13 protein-coding genes are annotated in these 20050 nt (G+C 37.8%); all 13 read left to right on the plus strand.

What is annotated here, in order from left to right:
• Window positions 1-97: 97 nt before the first annotated feature.
• The 13 genes from ASG21_RS00555 (at window position 98) to ASG21_RS00615 (ending at window position 20049) form a co-directional block, all read left to right on the plus strand.
• A complete protein-coding gene (locus tag ASG21_RS00555) occupies window positions 98-706 on the plus strand; it encodes a hypothetical protein (RefSeq protein ID WP_128414172.1) in 609 nt (202 codons plus the stop codon).
• A gap of 31 nt (window positions 707-737) precedes the next feature.
• On the plus strand, window positions 738-2828 hold the full coding sequence (locus tag ASG21_RS00560; protein ID WP_056074571.1) for a T9SS type B sorting domain-containing protein: 2091 nt from the start codon (window positions 738-740) through the stop codon (window positions 2826-2828).
• 111 nt (window positions 2829-2939) lie between these two features.
• Complete coding sequence (locus ASG21_RS00565; protein WP_056074574.1) at window positions 2940-4994, plus strand: T9SS type B sorting domain-containing protein; 2055 nt, start codon at window positions 2940-2942, stop codon at window positions 4992-4994.
• Window positions 4995-5150: 156 nt separating this feature from the next.
• A complete protein-coding gene (dnaB, locus tag ASG21_RS00570) occupies window positions 5151-6728 on the plus strand; it encodes a replicative DNA helicase (protein ID WP_056074575.1) in 1578 nt (525 codons plus the stop codon).
• An 83-nt stretch (window positions 6729-6811) separates the two neighbouring features.
• Complete coding sequence (gene rnhA / locus ASG21_RS00575) at window positions 6812-7288, plus strand: ribonuclease HI (RefSeq protein WP_056074577.1); 477 nt, start codon at window positions 6812-6814, stop codon at window positions 7286-7288.
• Between the two features lie 217 nt (window positions 7289-7505).
• Entirely contained in the window at window positions 7506-9773 is a 2268-nt protein-coding gene (locus ASG21_RS00580) for a T9SS type B sorting domain-containing protein (protein WP_056074579.1), read from the plus strand.
• 165 nt (window positions 9774-9938) lie between these two features.
• Window positions 9939-12209, plus strand: coding sequence for a T9SS type B sorting domain-containing protein (locus tag ASG21_RS00585; RefSeq protein WP_056074581.1), 2271 nt, complete (start codon window positions 9939-9941; stop codon window positions 12207-12209).
• Window positions 12210-12337: 128 nt separating this feature from the next.
• Window positions 12338-12967 (plus strand): NAD(P)H-dependent oxidoreductase, encoded by a 630-nt coding sequence (locus ASG21_RS00590; RefSeq protein ID WP_056074583.1) that lies wholly within the window; start codon window positions 12338-12340, stop codon window positions 12965-12967.
• A gap of 31 nt (window positions 12968-12998) precedes the next feature.
• A complete protein-coding gene (gene nadB / locus ASG21_RS00595; protein ID WP_056074585.1) occupies window positions 12999-14576 on the plus strand; it encodes an L-aspartate oxidase in 1578 nt (525 codons plus the stop codon).
• A gap of 57 nt (window positions 14577-14633) precedes the next feature.
• Window positions 14634-15722 (plus strand): PDDEXK nuclease domain-containing protein, encoded by a 1089-nt coding sequence (locus ASG21_RS00600; protein WP_056074587.1) that lies wholly within the window; start codon window positions 14634-14636, stop codon window positions 15720-15722.
• Window positions 15722-16582 carry a carboxylating nicotinate-nucleotide diphosphorylase gene (gene nadC / locus ASG21_RS00605; protein WP_056074589.1) on the plus strand — a complete coding sequence of 287 codons (861 nt, stop codon included), beginning with the start codon at window positions 15722-15724 and terminating at the stop codon, window positions 16580-16582. Before ASG21_RS00600 ends, nadC begins: the two co-directional genes overlap by 1 nt.
• Window positions 16583-16792: 210 nt before the next feature.
• Window positions 16793-19528: a TonB-dependent receptor gene (locus ASG21_RS00610; protein ID WP_056074590.1), complete on the plus strand. Its 2736-nt coding sequence runs from the start codon at window positions 16793-16795 to the stop codon at window positions 19526-19528.
• A gap of 89 nt (window positions 19529-19617) precedes the next feature.
• Window positions 19618-20049, plus strand: a complete 432-nt coding sequence (locus tag ASG21_RS00615; protein WP_056074591.1) for a hypothetical protein — start codon at window positions 19618-19620, stop codon at window positions 20047-20049.
• The last annotated feature ends 1 nt before the right edge of the window (window position 20050 follow it).

The following is a 20050-nucleotide window of genomic DNA, read 5'->3' on the forward strand; positions in this document are numbered from 1 at the left end:
ACAGGCCCTTTTCATTAACAATTTCTTAAATAACAGATTGAAAATTTGTTCAGTCTTAACAATTTATATAACTTTGTTTTTGATATATACGGAAATTATGAATAGATTTTTACTCATTCTCTGTACGTTTGTGGCGTACACAGGGATGTCTGCACAAAGCATAAAAAATAATAAGCCCGGAAACGAAATTGAACAGATCAATGCTGCACAAAACATTTCGGATTATGATGCTCTGTTTGCAAAATTTTCAAAATCTACAACTCTTGAAAGGTGGCAGGCTCACTATTATTCAGGGGTTGCTCAATACTTAAAAACTGAGAGTCAGCTTAAAAAATCTTCTGGCCAATCCCTCCTTGAATCTAATGCTCTGGCGTTAAAATACGCAGGAAGCATCTTGGCGACACAACCAAACAATGCTGATGTAAAAGTTCTGGTAGGGCTTGCGAGATTGCAGAGAATTCATCTTAATAATTCACCAGATGTTCAGAAAGACAAAGATCTTATCATAAAAATTATTACAGAATCTGAAGCTTTGTCACCTAACAACCCCAGACTTACTTTGTTGAAAGCAGGAATGACAGCAAAATTTTCTGACCTGAAATTCAACAATCTGAACTCTGCTCAGCTGTATGCGAAAGCCGTAAATGATTTTGAAGCTGAAACTTCTCCCAACTGGGGCAAACAGCTGATTTATTTAACTAAATAATCTTTGGATTAACATTAAAACGTTAACAAAAATGAAAAAATATCTATTTATTTTCACCTTTCTCGTTACTCAACTGATGTTTGCACAGCAAGACTGCGCAACGGCAATTCCGGTATGTAGAGATTCTGATATCGCTCTTACACCTGGAGGAGTGGGAAATGTGGAAGAAGCGGAGTCGGGTGGCTGTCTTTTCGGAGAAAGTAATTCTCTCTGGTTAACTTTCAGTGTCGAAACTGCAGGTACTTTAACTTTTGTAATTACTCCTACAGGACCAGGTGCAAACAATATTGATTATGACTGGGCATTATATGGCCCCAATCACAATTGCGCCAACGTAAACGCAACACCTCTGAGATGTTCATACGCAGGATCCGGAAGTGCTTTCTTCCCACTCACCGGACTGAATATGACCGCTACAGACACTACAGAAAATGCAACTGGTGACGGTTTTGTAAAATATATTGATGTATTGCCAGGGCAGGTTTATTATTTACTACTGAATAATTTCTCTCCTACCATAGCGCCATTTTCTTTATCATTCGGAGGTACAGCAACTTTGCTTACGCCTTTTGATAACAGCTCTGCACAGGTTTATCAGCCATATCCGTTTTTGGAACCAGGTGCGAATCAGGATGGTGAAATTACAATCTGCAGCAATCCGGCAACATTTGATTTTTCTACTTTGTCAGCTCAGATTTTAAATAATAATACCAATTTTATTGTTAAATATTACAGATCTGCAACAGATGCACTAGATGATTTCAATCCTATCACAACTCCTATTGTTGTGGATGCTGCTAATACTTACACTTATGCAATTTCGTACGTAGATCCTACACAGCCTACAAGCTTCCTGAACCAATGTCGGGAATTTAACACGATTAATTTTTTAGACAAATCCTTCCAGTTGACTCCTGTTACACTTACAGAATGCAGTAACAATAATACAGGAACAGCGACCTACGACCTTACTGCGGCAGCAATAGGTGCTACGCCTAACCTTACATTACAGTACTATCCATCGATGGCAGCGCTAAATGCTGGTACCAGTCAGATAGCAGTTCCTTATGCTTACACATCTGCAGCCGGATCTGTTTTTGTAAAAGCGACGAATGAGTTTAATTGTGTAACGATTGTTGAAATAAAACTTACATTCCACCCAACAGTAACTGTAACGGAGGCTACACTGAGATCATGTTTTATTGAAGGAAATCCATCAACAGGACTGTTCGATCTGGAAGATGCTGTAGTCAACTTAGATCCGGGAATGACAAAAGAGTATTATCCTTCAGAAACAGATGCAATTAATCAGACCAACGAAATTCTTAATTTCGGAACTTACACAGCTCCAAATGGTGTTATTTACGTGAGAGTAATGAACGGAAACGGGTGTTACACTGTTGCTAAAGTGACTTTAATTGTAATTCCTCCTGTTTATTCAACAGTTTTGGTTGATAAAGTAATCTGTATGGAAGACAAAACCACGCTCGACGCAGGACCTGGATTCAACGGATACGAATGGAGCAACGGCGAAACTACTCAATCAATTTCTGGTGTGGGTGTCGGAACCTATTGGGTAAAATTACAGACAGGTGACTGCTGGGCAAGACAGGAAGTAAAAATATTCCCATCAGATCAACCGGTAGTTTCAAATATTGAAATTTCAAACAATACGATTACAGTAATTGCAGTGGGAGGAACGCCTGCATACAGCTATTCACTGGATAATAACAACTGGCAGGATTCAAATATCTTTAAAGATCTGAGTAGAGGTGATCATACAGTTTATGTAAAAGACGCCTATGACTGCGAGCCGATTGTAGTGAATATAGTGGTTCCAAATATTATCAATGTAATCACACCTAATGGTGATGGCGTAAACGATGTTGTAGACTATTCTGCACTATCGAATAAAAAGAATTTAATTCTGAATATCTACGACAGATACGGAACGAAAATTCACCAGGCAGATAAACTGAATAACTACAAATGGGACGGAACCGTTGGTGGGAAAAAAGTACCTACAGGAACCTATTGGTATTCTGTAACCTGGAACGAAAACAACAGAAACAGCACACCTGTAAAATTCTCAGGCTGGGTAATGCTGAAGAACAGAGAATAATTTGCTGAGGACAACATATAAAGCCGCATATTTATGCGGCTTTTATTTTCTTTTTTGCAATCACAACTCTTTAAGTAAAAATTAATTAACTTTGTTAAAATTTATTTTAAAATGAAAAAATTACTACTCCTTTTTATTTTAATATCATCACAATTATTTTATTCGCAATCAGATTGTACTTCAGCGATACCGATCTGTGGTAATTTGGATATTTCTTATACCCCAAATGGTCATGGTTCACAAGAATTGCCTACGAGTAATGTTCCACCAAGTCTATGCTTAAAAAGCGGCGAACATTTTTCCGTTTGGTATAAGTTTACAATTGCAACACCAGGTACATTGAATTTTGTCATTGATGCTAATGTTGATTCTAATGACTACGATTTTGCAGTATATGGACCTAATCCTGTCTGCAGCGAATTGCTTAATCCGATAAGATGCAACTACGCGGGATCATCTCCAACAGGAAATACCGGTCTTGCCGCACAGACAAATACTTATTTTGAAGCAGAACTTAATGTACTTGCCGGTGAAGTTTACTATTTGTTAGTAGATAACTTTCAGAGTACCGCAAATGGATTTTCACTGTCTTTTGGTGGTACAGCCTCTTTGCTTACACCTTTTGATCATCAGTTCGCAAATGTTTATCAACCGAACCCTTTTGTAGCACCATTGCCTATTAAAATTTGTATAGACCCTACAATATTTAACTTTAACACACTTTCCCCAGGTATAATCAACGGAAATGCCAATTTTCAAGTTAAGTATTATCTGAATGCTTCCAATGCATTGGATGAACAAAACCCAATTACAACACCTATTGCTGTCAGTGCAAATACTACTTATTATTATGCGGTAAGCTATATTGATCCGATAAATCCTGTCAGTTTCCTCAACCAATGCAGGGAATACGGAACAGTAACATTTGTCGACAGATCATTTAAACTGAGTACTGCAACACTTACAGAGTGCAACAACAATAATAAAGGTACTGCAGTTTATAACCTTACTGCAGCAGCTATAAATCCAACTTCAATTCCAAATCTCGTTCTGAAATATTACCCGTCTATGGCAGATCTTAATGCCGGTACGAATGAGATTTTGAATCCTGGGAACTACACTTCAGCAGAAAAGACAGTCTATGTAAAGGCTACAAATCAATATGACTGTTCATTTATTACGCAGATTCAACTCAAATTTTATCCTACGATTGTTGTAAATCCGGCAACATTAGAATCTTGTTTTATAGAAACCGCAATTACAACAGCTAAATTCGATCTTACTTCGGCTGTAGTGACATCTCAGTCAGGATTAACTAAAAAGTTTTACAGAACATTAGCGGATGCCAATAATGGCGTGAATGAAATTATCCCTGCTGATAATTTTATAACAGCAAGTACTGATGTATACGTTAAAGTTTTTGACACAAACCAATGCTGGGCTATTACAAAGATCACACTAATTGTACTACCACCTGTAAAATCTACTGTTCTGAAAGATAAAACCATCTGCATGGAAGACAGAACAACTTTAGATGCGGGTCCTGGTTTCCTAAGCTACGAATGGAGTACTGGTGCGACTACACAGAGTATCTCGGGAGTTGCTGTAGGAGCTTACTGGGTAAAACTTCAGACAGGAAAATGTTATACTATTCAGGATGTTAATGTTTACGCAAGTGACCAGCCTGTTGTCTCTTCTCTTGATATTGCCAATAATACTGTAACAATAACTGCTAACGGCGGAGTCCCGGCTTACCAGTATTCGACTGATGGTACGAACTGGCAAACCTCCAATGTTTTCGCAGGACTACCTCGGGGTGAAAACACCTTCTATTTAAAAGATTCTTACGACTGCGATCCTGTAACTGTCACAATTACAGTTCCAAATTTGGTGAACGCAATAACACCAAATGGAGATAACATAAATGATGCAGTAGATTATTCCGCTTTAGCTTACAAGAAAGACTTAATATTTACAGTTTACAATCGTTACGGAAATAAAATATATGTAGGAGATAAGATCCGGAACTATAAATGGGACGGAACTTCGGGAGGTAAAAAAATCCCGACGGGAACTTATTGGTACAGCATCACATGGACTGAGGATAACAGAAGCAAGACCCAGATTAAATACGACGGATGGATTCTTGTTAAAAACAGAGAATAAATTGATCTGAAATGATTTTTAAAATCACCTTCAAGTTTGAAGGTGATTTTTTTATTAACATCAAAAACACGGTAACAAAAGGCTTTATGAATATTATCATTGCAAATTGGGGATTAGTATTTATTATTTCATTGCTAAAAAAATTATCTTTGCATCATGGCGCAGAAAGAAACATTATCATCACTTACCCAGGGCAACTTTGCCAGAGAGCTTTCCATTTCAGATGGGAAAATGCCTCCTAATGCATTAGAATTTGAGAGATTGGTAATCGGAACTTTTCTTATTGATAAAAAAGGATTGGATCATTCTATTGACCTACTGACGCCCGATGTTTTTTACGATCCCAGACATCAGGTGATTTTCAGAGCTATTCTTAAGCTTTACGAAGGAAACCATCCGGTTGACATTATGACCATTATTCAGGAACTTAAAAAAGAAGAAAAACTGAATCTGGCAGGCGGTGATCATTACATCATCGAACTGACGATGGGAGTAAGTTCAAGCGCACACATCGAATATCACGTAAGAGTAATTCTTGAAAAATATATTCTCCGAAGCCTCATCAATGTTTCAGCCAATGTTATCGATTCCTCATACAAAGAATCTACCGATGTTTTCGAACTTTTAGACAAAGCAGAACAGTCATTTTTTGAAATCACCAACGGTACAATTAAAAAAGGATTTGATACGGCGAACTCTTTAGTAAAACAGGCGATCGAAACCATTAAATCTTTAAAAGACAAAGAAGGACTTTCAGGTGTGCCTTCAGGTTTCCGGGATATTGACAAAGAAACCGGTGGCTGGCAAAATTCTGACCTTATTATCATTGCGGCACGTCCGGCGATGGGGAAAACGGCGTTTATTCTATCAATGGCAAGAAATATTGCGGTAGGTCATAAAATTCCGATGGCATTATTCTCTCTGGAGATGGCGTCTGTACAGTTAATTACCAGGATGATTGCCTCAGAAACCAGAATTTCTTCAGAAAAATTAAGGAAAGGAACACTTGATGATGAGGAATGGCAGAGATTATTCTCCAACGTTTCTGAACTTGAAAATGCACCGCTCTATATAGACGAAACCCCATCGCTTTCTATATTCGATTTCCGTGCAAAATGCCGGAGACTGGTAATGCAGCATGGCGTAAAGATGGTGATGGTCGATTATCTTCAGCTGATGACCGCCGGTGGAGGCAGCGGAAAAGGAAGTGGAAACCGTGAGCAGGAAATCTCAATGATTTCCCGATCTTTAAAAGCCATCGCAAAAGAACTCAACATACCTGTGATTGCACTTTCACAGCTTTCAAGAAGTGTGGAAACACGTCCGGGGAAAAGACCTCAGCTTTCAGATTTGAGGGAATCAGGAGCTATTGAGCAGGATGCAGATATCGTATCTTTCATTTTCAGACCGGAGTATTACAAAATTACAACCTGGGATAATGATGAGGAAGGCGCAGAAACATCAACCGAAAATCAGGCGGAATTGATCATTGCAAAACACAGAAATGGTGCCACGGCAGACGTAAGATTGTCGTTCCTGAAGCATTTTGCAAAATTTGGAGATGTTGAAGAGGCGTTCAATATGCATGGAGGAGGTAATTTTAATGAACCAAGCGGTTTCGAAAAAATCAAAACCACTATTCAGCCGGGTGCAGCATTTGATTTACCAGATAATTCCAAACTTTCAGGTTCTTCAATGAATGATTTTGATGATGAAGAAGATTTTCCTTTTTAAATCTAATTTAAAATTAATCCAAAATTGAAAATCAAACTCATAACTTTCAACCTCAACCCTCGCCTTAACCTCAACCTGATACTTTGAGAATCGAAATCTACACTGACGGTGCATGCAGCGGAAACCCCGGAAAAGGAGGTTACGGAATTCTAATGCGCGTTCCCGAAAAAAATTATCAGAAAACATTCTCCAAAGGTTTCAGAAAAACCACCAACAACAGGATGGAACTTCTTGCCGTGATCGTTGCGCTCGAAAAGCTGAAATCAGCAGAAAATGATATTCATATTTTCACAGACAGCAAATACGTTTCAGATGCCATCAATAAAAACTGGATTTCAGGATGGGTAAAACGGGGATGGAAAAATGTAAAAAATCCTGATCTTTGGAAAAGGATGATCCCACTTTACAATACTTATCAGCCAAAATTCCACTGGATTAAAGGTCATGCGGGACATTTTGAAAACGAGCTTTGCGATAAATTAGCTGTTGCTGCAGCTGCAGGCGCAAACCTTGAAAAAGATCATCATTTTGAAAATCCTGAAAACAGCGGACTCTTCTAAATTTTGATTAATACTGATTTACAGTAATTTAGATAAGAAATCAAATTCTGTTATTTTTAATGAATCAAAATGAAAAAATATATTGTTATTCATTTCGCCATCTTCTTTGATATTCTTTGAAAAATAACCACCAATTATCATAAAATTAATAATATATTTCCATTATATACACTTTTTATTTATATCTTTACGGCTCAATTCCAAAGTTCCCTTGTATATGAATAAAAATCTATTGTCTTATATAGCGCTTTTTCTCATTTGTTTCAGTGCCTTATTCAAATCCCAAACATATCAGCTCGCCGGAAACCCTGTAAACACAACAGGATGGACTATCGTAGCTCCTACAACAACACAGGTTAACGGCACAGACGCATTTGTACAGCTCACACCAGATACCAATAACCAATCAGGTTCAATCAGGCTAAACGATCCCATCAACCTTAAATTTTGTGACAAGTGGAGGGTAGAATTTGATTTCAGAATGGATTCTAATCAAACTGCGAACGGTGACGGACTTGCATTCTGGTATCTTCAGAATCCACCTGTGGCAAGTGTTTTAGGCTCAGGATTAGGCGTTTCGCAAAATGCTGTAGGTTTAATTGTTGGTTTTGATACGTACAATAATACCACGACAGCTGTGATGAGTAAAGTTCACGTGGCTTACGGGCAGGTTGCCAATACCACCGACCAGAATAATGTTGAGTATTTCAACGTTGCCGGAAGTTCATTTCACTCACCGGATCTCAATACAACATTGCCTTTCCAGGGAACTACATACAAGCATGTAGAAGTAACTGCCGAAGTAAGCACCGCAAGTCCGACGGGATGGACGATTCAGATTAAAATTGACAATACCGTAATCTGTAACCAACCTTTTGTACCATCCGGAACAGCGGCAACTATGACGCAGGGATACTTTGGTTTTTCAGCCTCAACAGGAGGGAACAGATCAAGACATTCTATTAAAAATGTAAAAATCTATACAGATAAAGTTCCACTTCTTCAGCCGACGATTACACAATCCAACTGTCCGAATCCAACGACTGGTTTTGCAACAGTGAATTTAACATCATTTAACAATCAGTTTGTAGCCAATCCGGCGAACTTTACATTTACTTATTTCGTTCAGGGAAATCCTACACCGATTGCTGCTCCTGCGACATTTCAGTATAACGCCAATACGACTATTATCGTTAGAGTTAAAGATAATGCCGGGCTTCTCTGCGACAATGCGGACGGAAGAATTCAATTAACCCTTGGCGATTTCACTGCCAGCAATGTGACACTGACAACGTGTAATAATAATTATGCAACGACAGCTACATTTAATCTTACATCTGCCGCAGTAACTTCTACTCCCGGAGCTACAAAAAAATACTACAAAACACTACAGGATCTGAATAACAACGCAAACGAAATCACGAATCCTGCAGCTTACGTTTCTGCTCCCGGAAAAGTTTATGTAAAAGTAACCACTCCACAGGGCTGTACAGGAAACGCTGAGATAACACTGAGCTTCTCCCCTCTCCCTGTAGCCACAGACGCCACTTTGCAAACGTGTTTTAAAACAGAGGTAGGTTTAGTGGGAACATTTAACCTTACCACAGCAAATGTTTCTTCACAACCGGGGGTTACAAAAGTATATTATACAACATTAGACAATGCTGTAAACAATACAAACCCTATTGCAGATCCCACTGCTCACGATGCATCCAATTCGGTAGTTTATGTGAAAATTACAGGAACAAATTCTTGTTGGGTCATCCGAAAAATTACACTGACTGTGATTCCGCCTACAAGATCTGCGGTTTTAAAAGATAAGATTATCTGTATTGAAGACAGAACGACCCTGGATGCAGGACCTGGCTTTGCGAGTTACGAGTGGAGCACTGGTGCTACAACGCAATCTATCACAGGAGTTCCTGTAGGAAACTACTGGGTAAGACTTCAGACCGGAACTTGCTTCACCATGCAGATGGTAAACGTAAAAGCAGCCGGAAACCCTACAATTTCAAGTTTAGACATTACAAACAATACAATCACTGTAAATGTGACGGGAGGAACTCCTGCGTATCAGTATTCTGTAAATGGTACTACTTGGCAGACTTCTAATGTATTTACCGGTTTACCAAGAGGCGAAAACAAGATTTTCGTTAAAGATTCTTACGATTGTGAGCCAGTTCAGATTCAGGTTACTGTACCGAATCTTGTAAATGCCATCACGCCAAACGGAGACAATGTAAATGATGTGATTGATTATACAGCGCTTGCATATAAAAAGAATCTTGTCTTTACTGTGTTTGACAGATATGGTAACAAAAAGTTTGAAGCAGACAAAATAAGAAACTTCAAATGGGACGGAACTTCCGGCAACAAAAAACTTCCTACAGGAACATATTGGTACACTATCACCTGGAACGAAAATGATAAAAACAATACGCAGACTGTTTACAACGGCTGGGTTTTATTAAAAAACAGGGAGTAATTCCTGAAAAAAATCACTCCTCAACAAAAGGAGTGATTTTTATTAACGCTTCTCTACCGCAGAAAGAAGCTTTTCAGCTACACATTTGATACTTTAAAGTTATTTCAGGCAATTTATTGTTTGACAAAACCTATACATTTACCTAATCAAAAATCTAATAATTAAATGAAAAAAACTTTATTATTTTTTAGTATCACTTTATGCTTTCTCTTTAATTTAAACAAAGCTCAGACGTATCAGCTGACGGGAAATCCCGTGGTAACTACCGGATGGGATCTTGTTTCTGCAGCAGCTGTGAGCACAGACTTTATCAGATTAACTCCTGACCAGACGAGTCAGTTTGGGGCTATCAAACTTTCAGATCCAATCAATTTGAAATACTGCGATAAATGGAAAGTTGAATTTGATTTCAGAATCGACGGAAACGGAACGACCTCTTACGGAAGAGGAGACGGATTGACATTTTGGTACCTTTCAAATCCTCCAACTGGATTTACCTCCGGAGGTGGACTCGGAATTCCTGCCAATGCCAACGGATTAATGGTTGCATTTGATATTTTCAACAACTCCACAGAAGGACAGATGAGTAAAGTACACCTGCTTTACGGAACCAATAATCTACCTGCAGGAAATCCTAATATTGAATACAATACAACCGCTAACAGCACCTATCACTCAGCTGATCTAAATCCTACTCAACCTTTTGTAGGAGCTAACTATAAGCATGTTGAAGTAAACGGTGAAACTGATCCCAACAATCCAAATAACTGGCTTATTCACATCAGAATTGATGGTGTGACGATTACAAATCAGTCCTTTGCTCCGTCAGGGGGTGCTATAGGAATGACTACCGGATATTTTGGTTTCTCATCAGCGACCGGTGCCGCCAGTGCTAGACAATCTATTAAAAATGTAAAAATATTTGTAGATAAAGTTCCAATCTTCACCAATACTGTTACGCCTTACGTCTGTATCAATCCTGTTACAGGAAACGGCTCAATAGACCTTACAACCTATGCGCCACAGTTTGTAAACAATCCCGGGAACTACACCATTACTTATTTTGTAACCGGAAGCGGAACACCGATTGTCAACCCTTCGAATTTCACCTACACAGGCCCAACAAATATTACTGTCATTGTAAGTGACCCTTCATCAACGCTCTGCGACAACGGCGACGGAAGAATTGTTTTAGACCCACAACCTTTTGATGCTGCGGATGCTACACTTACAGAATGTAATAATAACAATGCCGGCGTCGGTATTTTTAACCTTGATGATGCTGCAGTAACTGCCGTACCTGGTGTAACAAAACATTATTATCCAACGCTTGCAGCCCTTAATGCCGGAACCAATGAGATTATGAACTGGCCTGCATATCCTGCAGCGAACGGAGCCACAGTTTTTGCGAAAGTAATTACTCCGCAGGGATGTATTGATAATGCAAAAATAACCTTAAATCACTACCCTGTCGTTACGGTAAATGATGCCATTCTCAGAGCATGCTCTATACAGGACAATCCTTCAATGGGACTGTTTAATCTGACTTCAGCATCTGTAACTTTGCAGCCGGGAACTGAAAAAAAATTCTATCCATCACTTACTGATGCTGTCAACAATACCAATGAGATTACACTGATTAACAGTTACGTGGCTCCTACAGGTGTAGTTTATGTGAGAGTAAGCGACAGCAACAACCAATGCTATGGAGTTGCCAAAATCACTTTACAGGTAATCCCTCCGGTTTATTCTACAGTCCTACAGGATAAAGTAATCTGTTTTGAAGATAAAACAACATTAGATGCTGGCTCTGGTTTCGACGGATATGAATGGAGCAACGGCGAAACTACACAGACCATCAGTGGAGTTGGCGTAGGAACTTATTGGGTGAAACTGAAGTCTGGTGACTGCTGGGCTACTCAGACAGTGAAAATTTTACCATCAGATCAGCCGGTGATTAATTATATTGAAATTTCAAACAATACAATTATTGTAAATGCTGCAGGAGGAACACCAGCGTATCAATATTCATTAGACAATATCAATAATTGGCAGGATTCTAACGAGTTTAAAAATATCGCACGTGGAGAATACACAGTTTATGTAAGAGATGCTTATAAGTGTGAGCCAATTCAGGTTGTGGTAACTGTACCGAATCTGGTAAATGTAATCACTCCGAATGCAGATGGAATGAATGATTATATTGATTATTCAGCTTTAGGAAATAAGATTAATCTCATCTTCAATGTTTATGACAGATATGGAGCCAAAATTCATCAGGGCGACAAAACCAATCAGTACAAATGGGACGGTACCGCCAACGGAAGAAAAGTTCCTACCGGCAGCTACTGGTACTCTGTAACATGGACAGAAAACAATAAAAACAGAACACCGGTGAAATTCTCAGGATGGATCGTGGTGAAAAACAGAGAATAATTTTTTTTTCATACTTAATTAGCGAAGTCGCTCCTATAAAAAGGAGCGGCTTTTTTGTTTAGACAATTTCCAAATAGATAATTCGTTTAAAAGACAGTTTATTCATATTCAATTCTTAAATTTGTTATATGAATTATTTGGAAGCTTTAAGCAGAAGATATTCTGTAAAAAAATTCAACCCAGAAATGCGCATTCCTCAGGATGTGCTTTTAAATATACTCGAGTCCGGCAAACTTGCAGCAAGCTCACAGGGACTTCAGCCTTACAGAATATTTGTAGTGGAAAGCAGCGTGATGAAAGAAAAACTCATTCCCGCCTTTTACAATCCTTCACAGATTTCTACCTGTTCGCATATTATTGTTTTAGTTTCAAAAAAAAATGTTGAAGAAGGGTACTTGGATGGATATTTTAAGCATATTTCAGAAGTCCGTGAGCATCCGGTGGAAAATTTAGATCTTTTCAGAAAAAGCATTACTAAACATTTCAACACACAGGAGCATGATGATATTCTCAACTGGGCAGAAAAGCAATCTTACATTGTTTTAGCCAATCTGATGTATGCAGCTGCCATTGAAAAGATCGATACTTGCCCCATGGAAGGTTTCAGACAGGATTTGATTGAAGAAATTTTAAATATTGATTCTGAAAACGAAAAAGTAACCGTGACGCTGGCTTTAGGCTACCGATCAGAGGAAGATGAGTTCCAGCACATGAAAAAAGTAAGAAAACCCAACGATAAATTGTTTAAATTTATTTAATTATTTTAGACGACTGTCTTAAAGCAAGAATATGATAAAAGCGGATGTATTAGTGATCGGTTCGGGAATTTCCGGACTTTCTTATGCCATAAAAGTTTCAGAGCAGTTTCCCGACGCCAAAATAATCATCGTTACCAAATCTGATGAAGATGAAAGCAACACAAAGTACGCTCAGGGCGGTCTGGCAGTAGTTACCGATTCTAAAAATGATAATTTCGAAAAACACATCGAAGACACCATGCGTGCCGGAGATGGAGAAAATAAAAGAGACGTTGTGGAAATGGTCGTGAGAGAGGCACCTGCAAGATTCAACGAAATCGTGGAATGGGGCGCTAATTTCGATATGAAAAACGGAGAATTTGCTTTAGGCAGAGAAGGTGGTCACACCGAAAACAGAATCGTACATCACAAAGACATTACAGGTTTTGAAATTGAAAGAGCTTTACTTCAAACCGCTAAAAGCAGTCCGAATATTGAGATTCTTGATCATCATTACGTTATCGACATCATCACCCAACATCACGTTCCCGGAAAAGAACTGAATGAAGGTGAAATCAATTGCTACGGTGCCTATATTTTAGATGAAAAATCGAAATCTATAAAAAAAATTACTTCGAAAATCACTTTAGTTGCCACTGGCGGAGCAGGACATGTTTACAAAAACACCACAAATCCTGTCATCGCAACCGGAGACGGAATTGCTTTTGTTGCCCGTGCCAAGGGAAAAGTAAGCAATATGCAATACTACCAGTTTCACCCGACAGCTTTGTACAGCAAACTCGACGGAATGTTGTTTTTAATTTCCGAAGCAGTTCGCGGGGACGGAGCAAAACTGAGAACCAAAAAAGGCGAAAAATTCATGCACAAATATGATGAGCGTGAAGAACTGGCTTCCAGAGACATCGTTGCGAGAGCTATTGATGCCGAAATGAAAGTTACGGGAGATGAATTTGTAGGTTTGGATTGTCGCCACATGAGTCAGGAAAAATTTCTGGAACACTTCCCAAATATCTATAAAAAATGCAAAGATGAAGGAATTGATCCTTTCACACAGTTAATTCCGGTAGTTCCTGCTTGTCATTACTTAATGGGCGGAATTGATGTAGATAAGGACGGACAATCTTCTTTAAATAATTTATTCGCCGTTGGAGAATGCACCAATTCCGGACTTCACGGGGCGAACAGGCTTGCTTCAAATTCTTTACTTGAAGGTTTGGTTTTTGGACACAACGCAGCCATCAAAACCATAGAATTATTAAAAGAGAACAATTTTGATTTTGATGATTTAAAAGCTGTTCCGGAATGGAATGAAGAAGGAATGAAGATTATCGATGAAATGGTGATTGTTTCTTACCTCAGAAAACAGCTCCAAGAAATGATGAGTGACTTAGTTGGAATCGTGAGAAGCAACCGGAGATTAAAAATGGCATTACAGAAACATGCAGAAATCGCTGCCGCTGTTGATGAAATTTACCACTACTCTATTTTATCACCTCAACTTTCAGAATTAAGAAACTTAACAACAGTTGCCCATTTGATTATCATCCAATCTATGGAAATGACTCAAAATAAAGGAGCATTTTACAATAAAGATTTAGTGCAGGCATAATTGATTATTATTTAGAATTCTCAAATCGAAATTTAGAATTTTCATTAAATTTTAGACATGCTGCAAAAAAGCAATGAACAGTACATCAGCTGGATTTTAGATTTAAAACAGAAAATTCAGCAAAGCCAGATCAAAGCGGCCATTCAGGTGAATTCTGCTTTGATAGAAATGTATTGGGATTTGGGAAAGGAAATCACAGAAAGAAATTTTGAAAACACCTATGGTTCAGGCTTTTTTTCTCAGCTAAGCAAAGATTTACGTTTAGAATTTCCCGAAATAAAGGGTTTTTCTGAAAGCAATTTAAAATACTGTAAAAGATTCTATCTCTTTTATAATGAATCAAATATAATTCGTCAACAAGTTTCTGACGAATTCAGGAATGATGACAAACAAAATCGTCAACAAGCTGTTGACGATTTGAGAAATAAAATTTTTCAAATTCCATGGGGTCATCATATTACTTTAATGACCAAATGCTCCACATCAGAAGAGGCTCATTTTTACATCAAAAAAGCAATAGAAAATGGCTGGAGTCGCTCAGTTTTGCTGAATATGATTTCAGGAAAACTAATTGATAGTCAAGGAAAAGCGATCAATAATTTTTCAAACACTCTTCCCGATTACGAAAGTGATCTTATCCGGGAAACATTAAAAGACCCACACATTTTCGACTTTATAAATGTTACAGAAAATTATAAAGAGAGAGAACTTGAAAATGCTTTGACAGAAAATATTTCAAAATTTTTAATCGAGCTGGGAAGCGGTTTTGCATTTGTTGGTAAACAGGTGGAAATCACTGTAGGCAATCAGTCATTTTTCATAGATTTGCTTTTTTATCATATCAAATTAAAGAGATACGTTGTCATAGAACTTAAAACAGGACATTTCGAGCCCGAATTTGCCGGAAAACTCAATTTCTACGTTACTGCTGTCGATAAAAAGATGAGGGATGAAAACGACAACGCCACCGTAGGAATGATTATCTGTAAAGACAAAAATGAGATTATTGCCGAATATTCGCTTACAGATCTTCACAAACCGTTAGGAATATCTTCTTACGAACTCAAAAAAATATTACCCGAAAATTTCAAATCTCATCTTCCATCAATTGAAGAGGTTGAAAACGAACTAAAAAAATTACAATAATGAAAAGACCAGAATACGCAACAGATAAAGTTTTAAAACAATTCATCAAAAATGCTTTGGAAGAAGATATTCAGGATGGTGACCATTCTACATTGTCTACTATTCCCAAAGATCTTCAGCAGAGCGCCAAACTTTTGGTAAAAGAAAACTGCATTCTGGCCGGAGTTGAACTGGCAGAAATTATTTTTAAAACGTTTGATAAAAATTTAAAAGTAGAAAGATTCATCAGAGATGGCGAGGTGGCAAAAGTTGGTGATACAGCTTTTATTGTAACCGGAAGCGCAAGATCCATTCTCTCCACTGAAAGACTGGTACTGAACTGCATGCAGCGGATGAGCGGAATTGCGACTTTAACGCAGGATTGGGATTCCAGATTGGTGGGTTCAAAAACAAAGCTTTTAGATACAAGAAAAACAACGCCGAATTTCAGAGTTTGTGAAAAATGGGCAGTTGCAATCGGTGGCGGAACCAATCACAGATACGGCCTTTATGATATGATCATGCTCAAAGATAATCACATCGATTATAACGGAAGCATTACCAATGCAGTGAAAATGGCAAAAGATTACGTGAAAAAATCAAAGAAAAAACTTAAAATAGAAGTCGAAACCCGTAATCTTGAAGAAGTAAAAGAAGCCATCAGTGCAAAAGTTGACAGAATTATGCTTGATAACATGGATGTTGCGACAATGAAGAAAGCTGTGAAGCTGATCAACGGAGTTTGCGAAAGCGAAGCTTCAGGTGGAATTACGAGAGATCAGCTTAAGGAAATTGCGTCGACCGGAGTAACGTATATCTCTGCGGGGGCCCTTACCCACTCGGCTTCCAATATAGATTTAAGCTTGAAAGCGGTTAAATAGAACATTACATTTTTAATAAAAACAACGCTATTTTGTTAAAAATTAAATAATATGATTTTTTTCACGTCCAAATTCAAAAACTTTATATTAACCTGAAAAACAATGACTTGCATAGTATTTTGACTGATTAAAAATTAACATTGCGTTAACAATAGTTAGGAATTATTTTATGAATTTTGCACCAAATTAATTCTAACTATTACAACGATTATGAAATTAATCAACAGATCGACATTAACTGTCCTGATTACTTTATCAACGGCTAGTGTTTATTATTCACAACAGGTAAAGGATACTTTGAAAGACGATAAGTCCAGAGATATCGAAACTGTTGTAATTGCAGGTGTTGCAGATATCGCAAAAGATAGAAAAACACCGGTTGCTGTTTCAACAATTAAAGAAGCACAAATTCAGGAAAGAATAGGAAACCAGGAGCTTCCTGAGCTTTTAAACACTACACCTTCTGTATATGCTACAAAGTCTGGTGGTGGTTTTGGAGATTCAAAAATCAACATTCGTGGTTTCGCGCAGGAAAACATTGCCGTAATGGTAAATGGTATGCCTGTAAATGACATGGAGAATGGGGCCGTTTACTGGTCTAACTGGGCAGGTCTATCTGATGTTACTTCAGCAATGCAGGTTCAGAGAGGTCTTGGATCTTCTAAACTGGCAATCGCATCAGTTGGAGGAACAATCAACTATATTACAAGAGCTGCTGATAAAAGACAAGGTGGTAAAGTATCAGTAGGGGTAGCGAATGAGGGTTATTTAAAAACGGTATTTTCATACAACACAGGAAAATCTGAAAAAGGTTGGTCTTCATCATTTTTAATGGGGAGAGCAGCAGGAGCGATGTATGCTAACGGAACTGACTTTGAAGGATATAACTATTATTTTGCTTTAGGATATCAGCCAAATAAAAAGCATGATTTACAGTTTACAATCACTGGTGCTCCACAATGGCACAACCAAAGATCCACTTCTTCAACGATTCAAAATTACATCAGATACAATGCTGATCAGGATGGAACGCCTAACAGAAGATATAATGCAGATTGGGGATTTGATAGAAACGGTGACCAATTATCTAATAGAGTAAACTACTATCATAAGCCAGTAATGTCTCTTAACTGGGATTGGAAATTTAATGAAAAATCTAAATTAAACTCAGTATTTTATGCTTCTTTCGGTAGAGGTGGTGGTACTGGTGATTTAGGTAGAATCCGTACTGGTGTTGGAACAGCTACTGCTGGTGTAACTGGGTTTGTAACTCCAGAAGGTCAGATTGATTACAATGCAATTTTCACTGGGAATGCTGCAGTAGATGTAAATAATCCTGCAACAGCAACTCAAAGTACGCTTATCAGAAGATCATCTATCAACTCTCACAACTGGTTTGGTGCAATTATCAGTTTTAATCACAAGATTAATGATAATATTAACTTTACCATCGGTACTGATAACAGATATTATTATGGCTACCATTACCAGATTATATCAGATCTATACGGAGCTTCTGGATATAAAGATAATACCAACAAAAACTTCTATACAGCGCCAGGTAACCTTTACACTGTAACTCCTAGAGTTGTTTCAAATGTATTTGCTCCTAGAGCTACAGGAAACCCGTTCGGTGGTAAATTAAATAATGGAGAAGACAAAATCGGTTACGATAACGACGGAGAAGTACTATGGTACGGAGGCTTTGGTCAGATTGAATATTCTAATGATAAGCTTTCTGCTTTTGTACAGGGAGCTGTTTCAAACCAATCATTCCAAAGAATCGATCACTTTATTATCGATGGAGTAACTTTGCTGAATGGTCAACAAGCTGGATTCAGAAACACATCTGCTGCAACAATTGCTCAACCTACAGCTGCAAATCCAGCATTAAATACTAAGACAGGATTTAAAGACATTTTAGGATACAATGTGAAAGCCGGTGCTAACTACAATATTGATGATCATCACAACGTTTACGCAAACGTAGGATATTATTCTAAACAGCCATTTTTAAATGCAGTTTATCCAAATAACAAGAATTTCCTGAATCCTAATTTGACTAACGAAAAAATCTTCGGTATCGAAGGGGGTTATGGTTTCCGTTCATCAATTTTTAATGCAAACTTAAATGTTTACAGAACTGAATGGAGAGACAGATTCCAAAGAAGAGGAGGTCTTACTCAAACTTACCCAGATCCAACAAATCCAGGAAATACTATTACAACAACTCAGGCATACTCAAACATTCAGGGAATCACTGAAATCCATCAGGGTGTTGAATTAGAACTTACTGCAAGACCTCACAGAATGCTTGAACTATTTGGTATGGTTTCTTTCAATGATTACTATTATAAAGGTAATGCGGAAGGAAATATCTTCACTGAAAACAACGAACAGATTGGATCTGATTCTCAGATACTTTATTTGGACGGTGTAAAAGTAGGAAGTTCTGCACAGACGACAATCGCTGGAGGATTTACAATCAAACCAGTTGAGTGGTTCTCATTTGATGCTACTTACAGAGGAGCAGATAAACTTTATGCAAACTTAAATGTATTGAACTTCTCAAATGAGGCATCTCAAAACAGAGGATCTCTATTATTACCTTCATTTGGATTAGTAGACTTAGGAATTTCATTTAAAGTTAAACTGAAAAACCCATCTCAATTCTTTACTTTGAGAGGAAATGTTTACAACTTGTTAGATAAAACTTACATTGCTGAATCTAACTCAAATATTCATGCAGACCTTGGTTTAAATGAATATATTGAAATCAATAAGCCTATCCAGACTACACCTTTGACAGCTGCTCAGGTTACAACTTTAACAAACAGTTACAACACGTACAAAGCTGCAGGTAATTGGAACGGTATCAGTCAGCAAAACCAAGTATACTTTGGATACGGTAGAACTTGGTCTGCAACTCTATCTTTCAACTTCTAATAAATTCACTTTTATTACATACAAAACCCGGCTTCACAGCCGGGTTTTTTTGTTATCTTTGTGCTTGAAAAATTAGAAATAAATAAACAATGGACTTTTACAAAATTTTACTCAGCGCACACAAAGGTTTTGCCTATCTGGAACTGCTTTTGGTGGCACTTTTCATGATCGCATTTTTGGCAACAATGTTCGGATTTAGCGGAAAGGTAAACAAGTTTCTAAAGAAAACGACTCTTTTCACAATGATCTTTTTCCACGTTCAGTTTTTGATTGGAATTGTTATGCTGATCATCAACTTTAGCAAAGGTTTAGATATGGGCGGAGTGATGAAAAATGCAGAACTTAGATTTCAGTATGTAGAACATCCGTTTTCTATGTTGGTAGCGGCAGTTTTAATGACAATAGTAAACAAAAAAGTAAAAACTAGCGACAGAATTTCAGTACCGGTTGTGGTAATGGGGCTAATTGCTGTAGCATTATTTGGATACGCATTTCCGTGGGCGAGAGTCTTCGGTGCATAAT

It is taken from the genome of Chryseobacterium sp. Leaf394 (assembly GCF_001424105.1).
Lineage (GTDB): Bacteria > Bacteroidota > Bacteroidia > Flavobacteriales > Weeksellaceae > Chryseobacterium.

What these genes read in the sequence shown, in the direction of transcription:
- ASG21_RS00555 (WP_128414172.1), top strand. Translation starts at nt 98, where the DNA reads ATGAATAGATTTTTACTCATTCTCTGTACGTTTGTGGCGTACACAGGG.
- ASG21_RS00560 (WP_056074571.1), top strand. Translation starts at nt 738, where the DNA reads ATGAAAAAATATCTATTTATTTTCACCTTTCTCGTTACTCAACTGATG.
- ASG21_RS00565 (WP_056074574.1), top strand. Translation starts at nt 2,940, where the DNA reads ATGAAAAAATTACTACTCCTTTTTATTTTAATATCATCACAATTATTT.
- dnaB (WP_056074575.1), top strand. Translation starts at nt 5,151, where the DNA reads ATGGCGCAGAAAGAAACATTATCATCACTTACCCAGGGCAACTTTGCC.
- ASG21_RS00580 (WP_056074579.1), top strand. Translation starts at nt 7,506, where the DNA reads ATGAATAAAAATCTATTGTCTTATATAGCGCTTTTTCTCATTTGTTTC.
- ASG21_RS00585 (WP_056074581.1), top strand. Translation starts at nt 9,939, where the DNA reads ATGAAAAAAACTTTATTATTTTTTAGTATCACTTTATGCTTTCTCTTT.
- ASG21_RS00590 (WP_056074583.1), top strand. Translation starts at nt 12,338, where the DNA reads ATGAATTATTTGGAAGCTTTAAGCAGAAGATATTCTGTAAAAAAATTC.
- nadB (WP_056074585.1), top strand. Translation starts at nt 12,999, where the DNA reads ATGATAAAAGCGGATGTATTAGTGATCGGTTCGGGAATTTCCGGACTT.
- ASG21_RS00600 (WP_056074587.1), top strand. Translation starts at nt 14,634, where the DNA reads ATGCTGCAAAAAAGCAATGAACAGTACATCAGCTGGATTTTAGATTTA.
- nadC (WP_056074589.1), top strand. Translation starts at nt 15,722, where the DNA reads ATGAAAAGACCAGAATACGCAACAGATAAAGTTTTAAAACAATTCATC.
- ASG21_RS00610 (WP_056074590.1), top strand. Translation starts at nt 16,793, where the DNA reads ATGAAATTAATCAACAGATCGACATTAACTGTCCTGATTACTTTATCA.
- ASG21_RS00615 (WP_056074591.1), top strand. Translation starts at nt 19,618, where the DNA reads ATGGACTTTTACAAAATTTTACTCAGCGCACACAAAGGTTTTGCCTAT.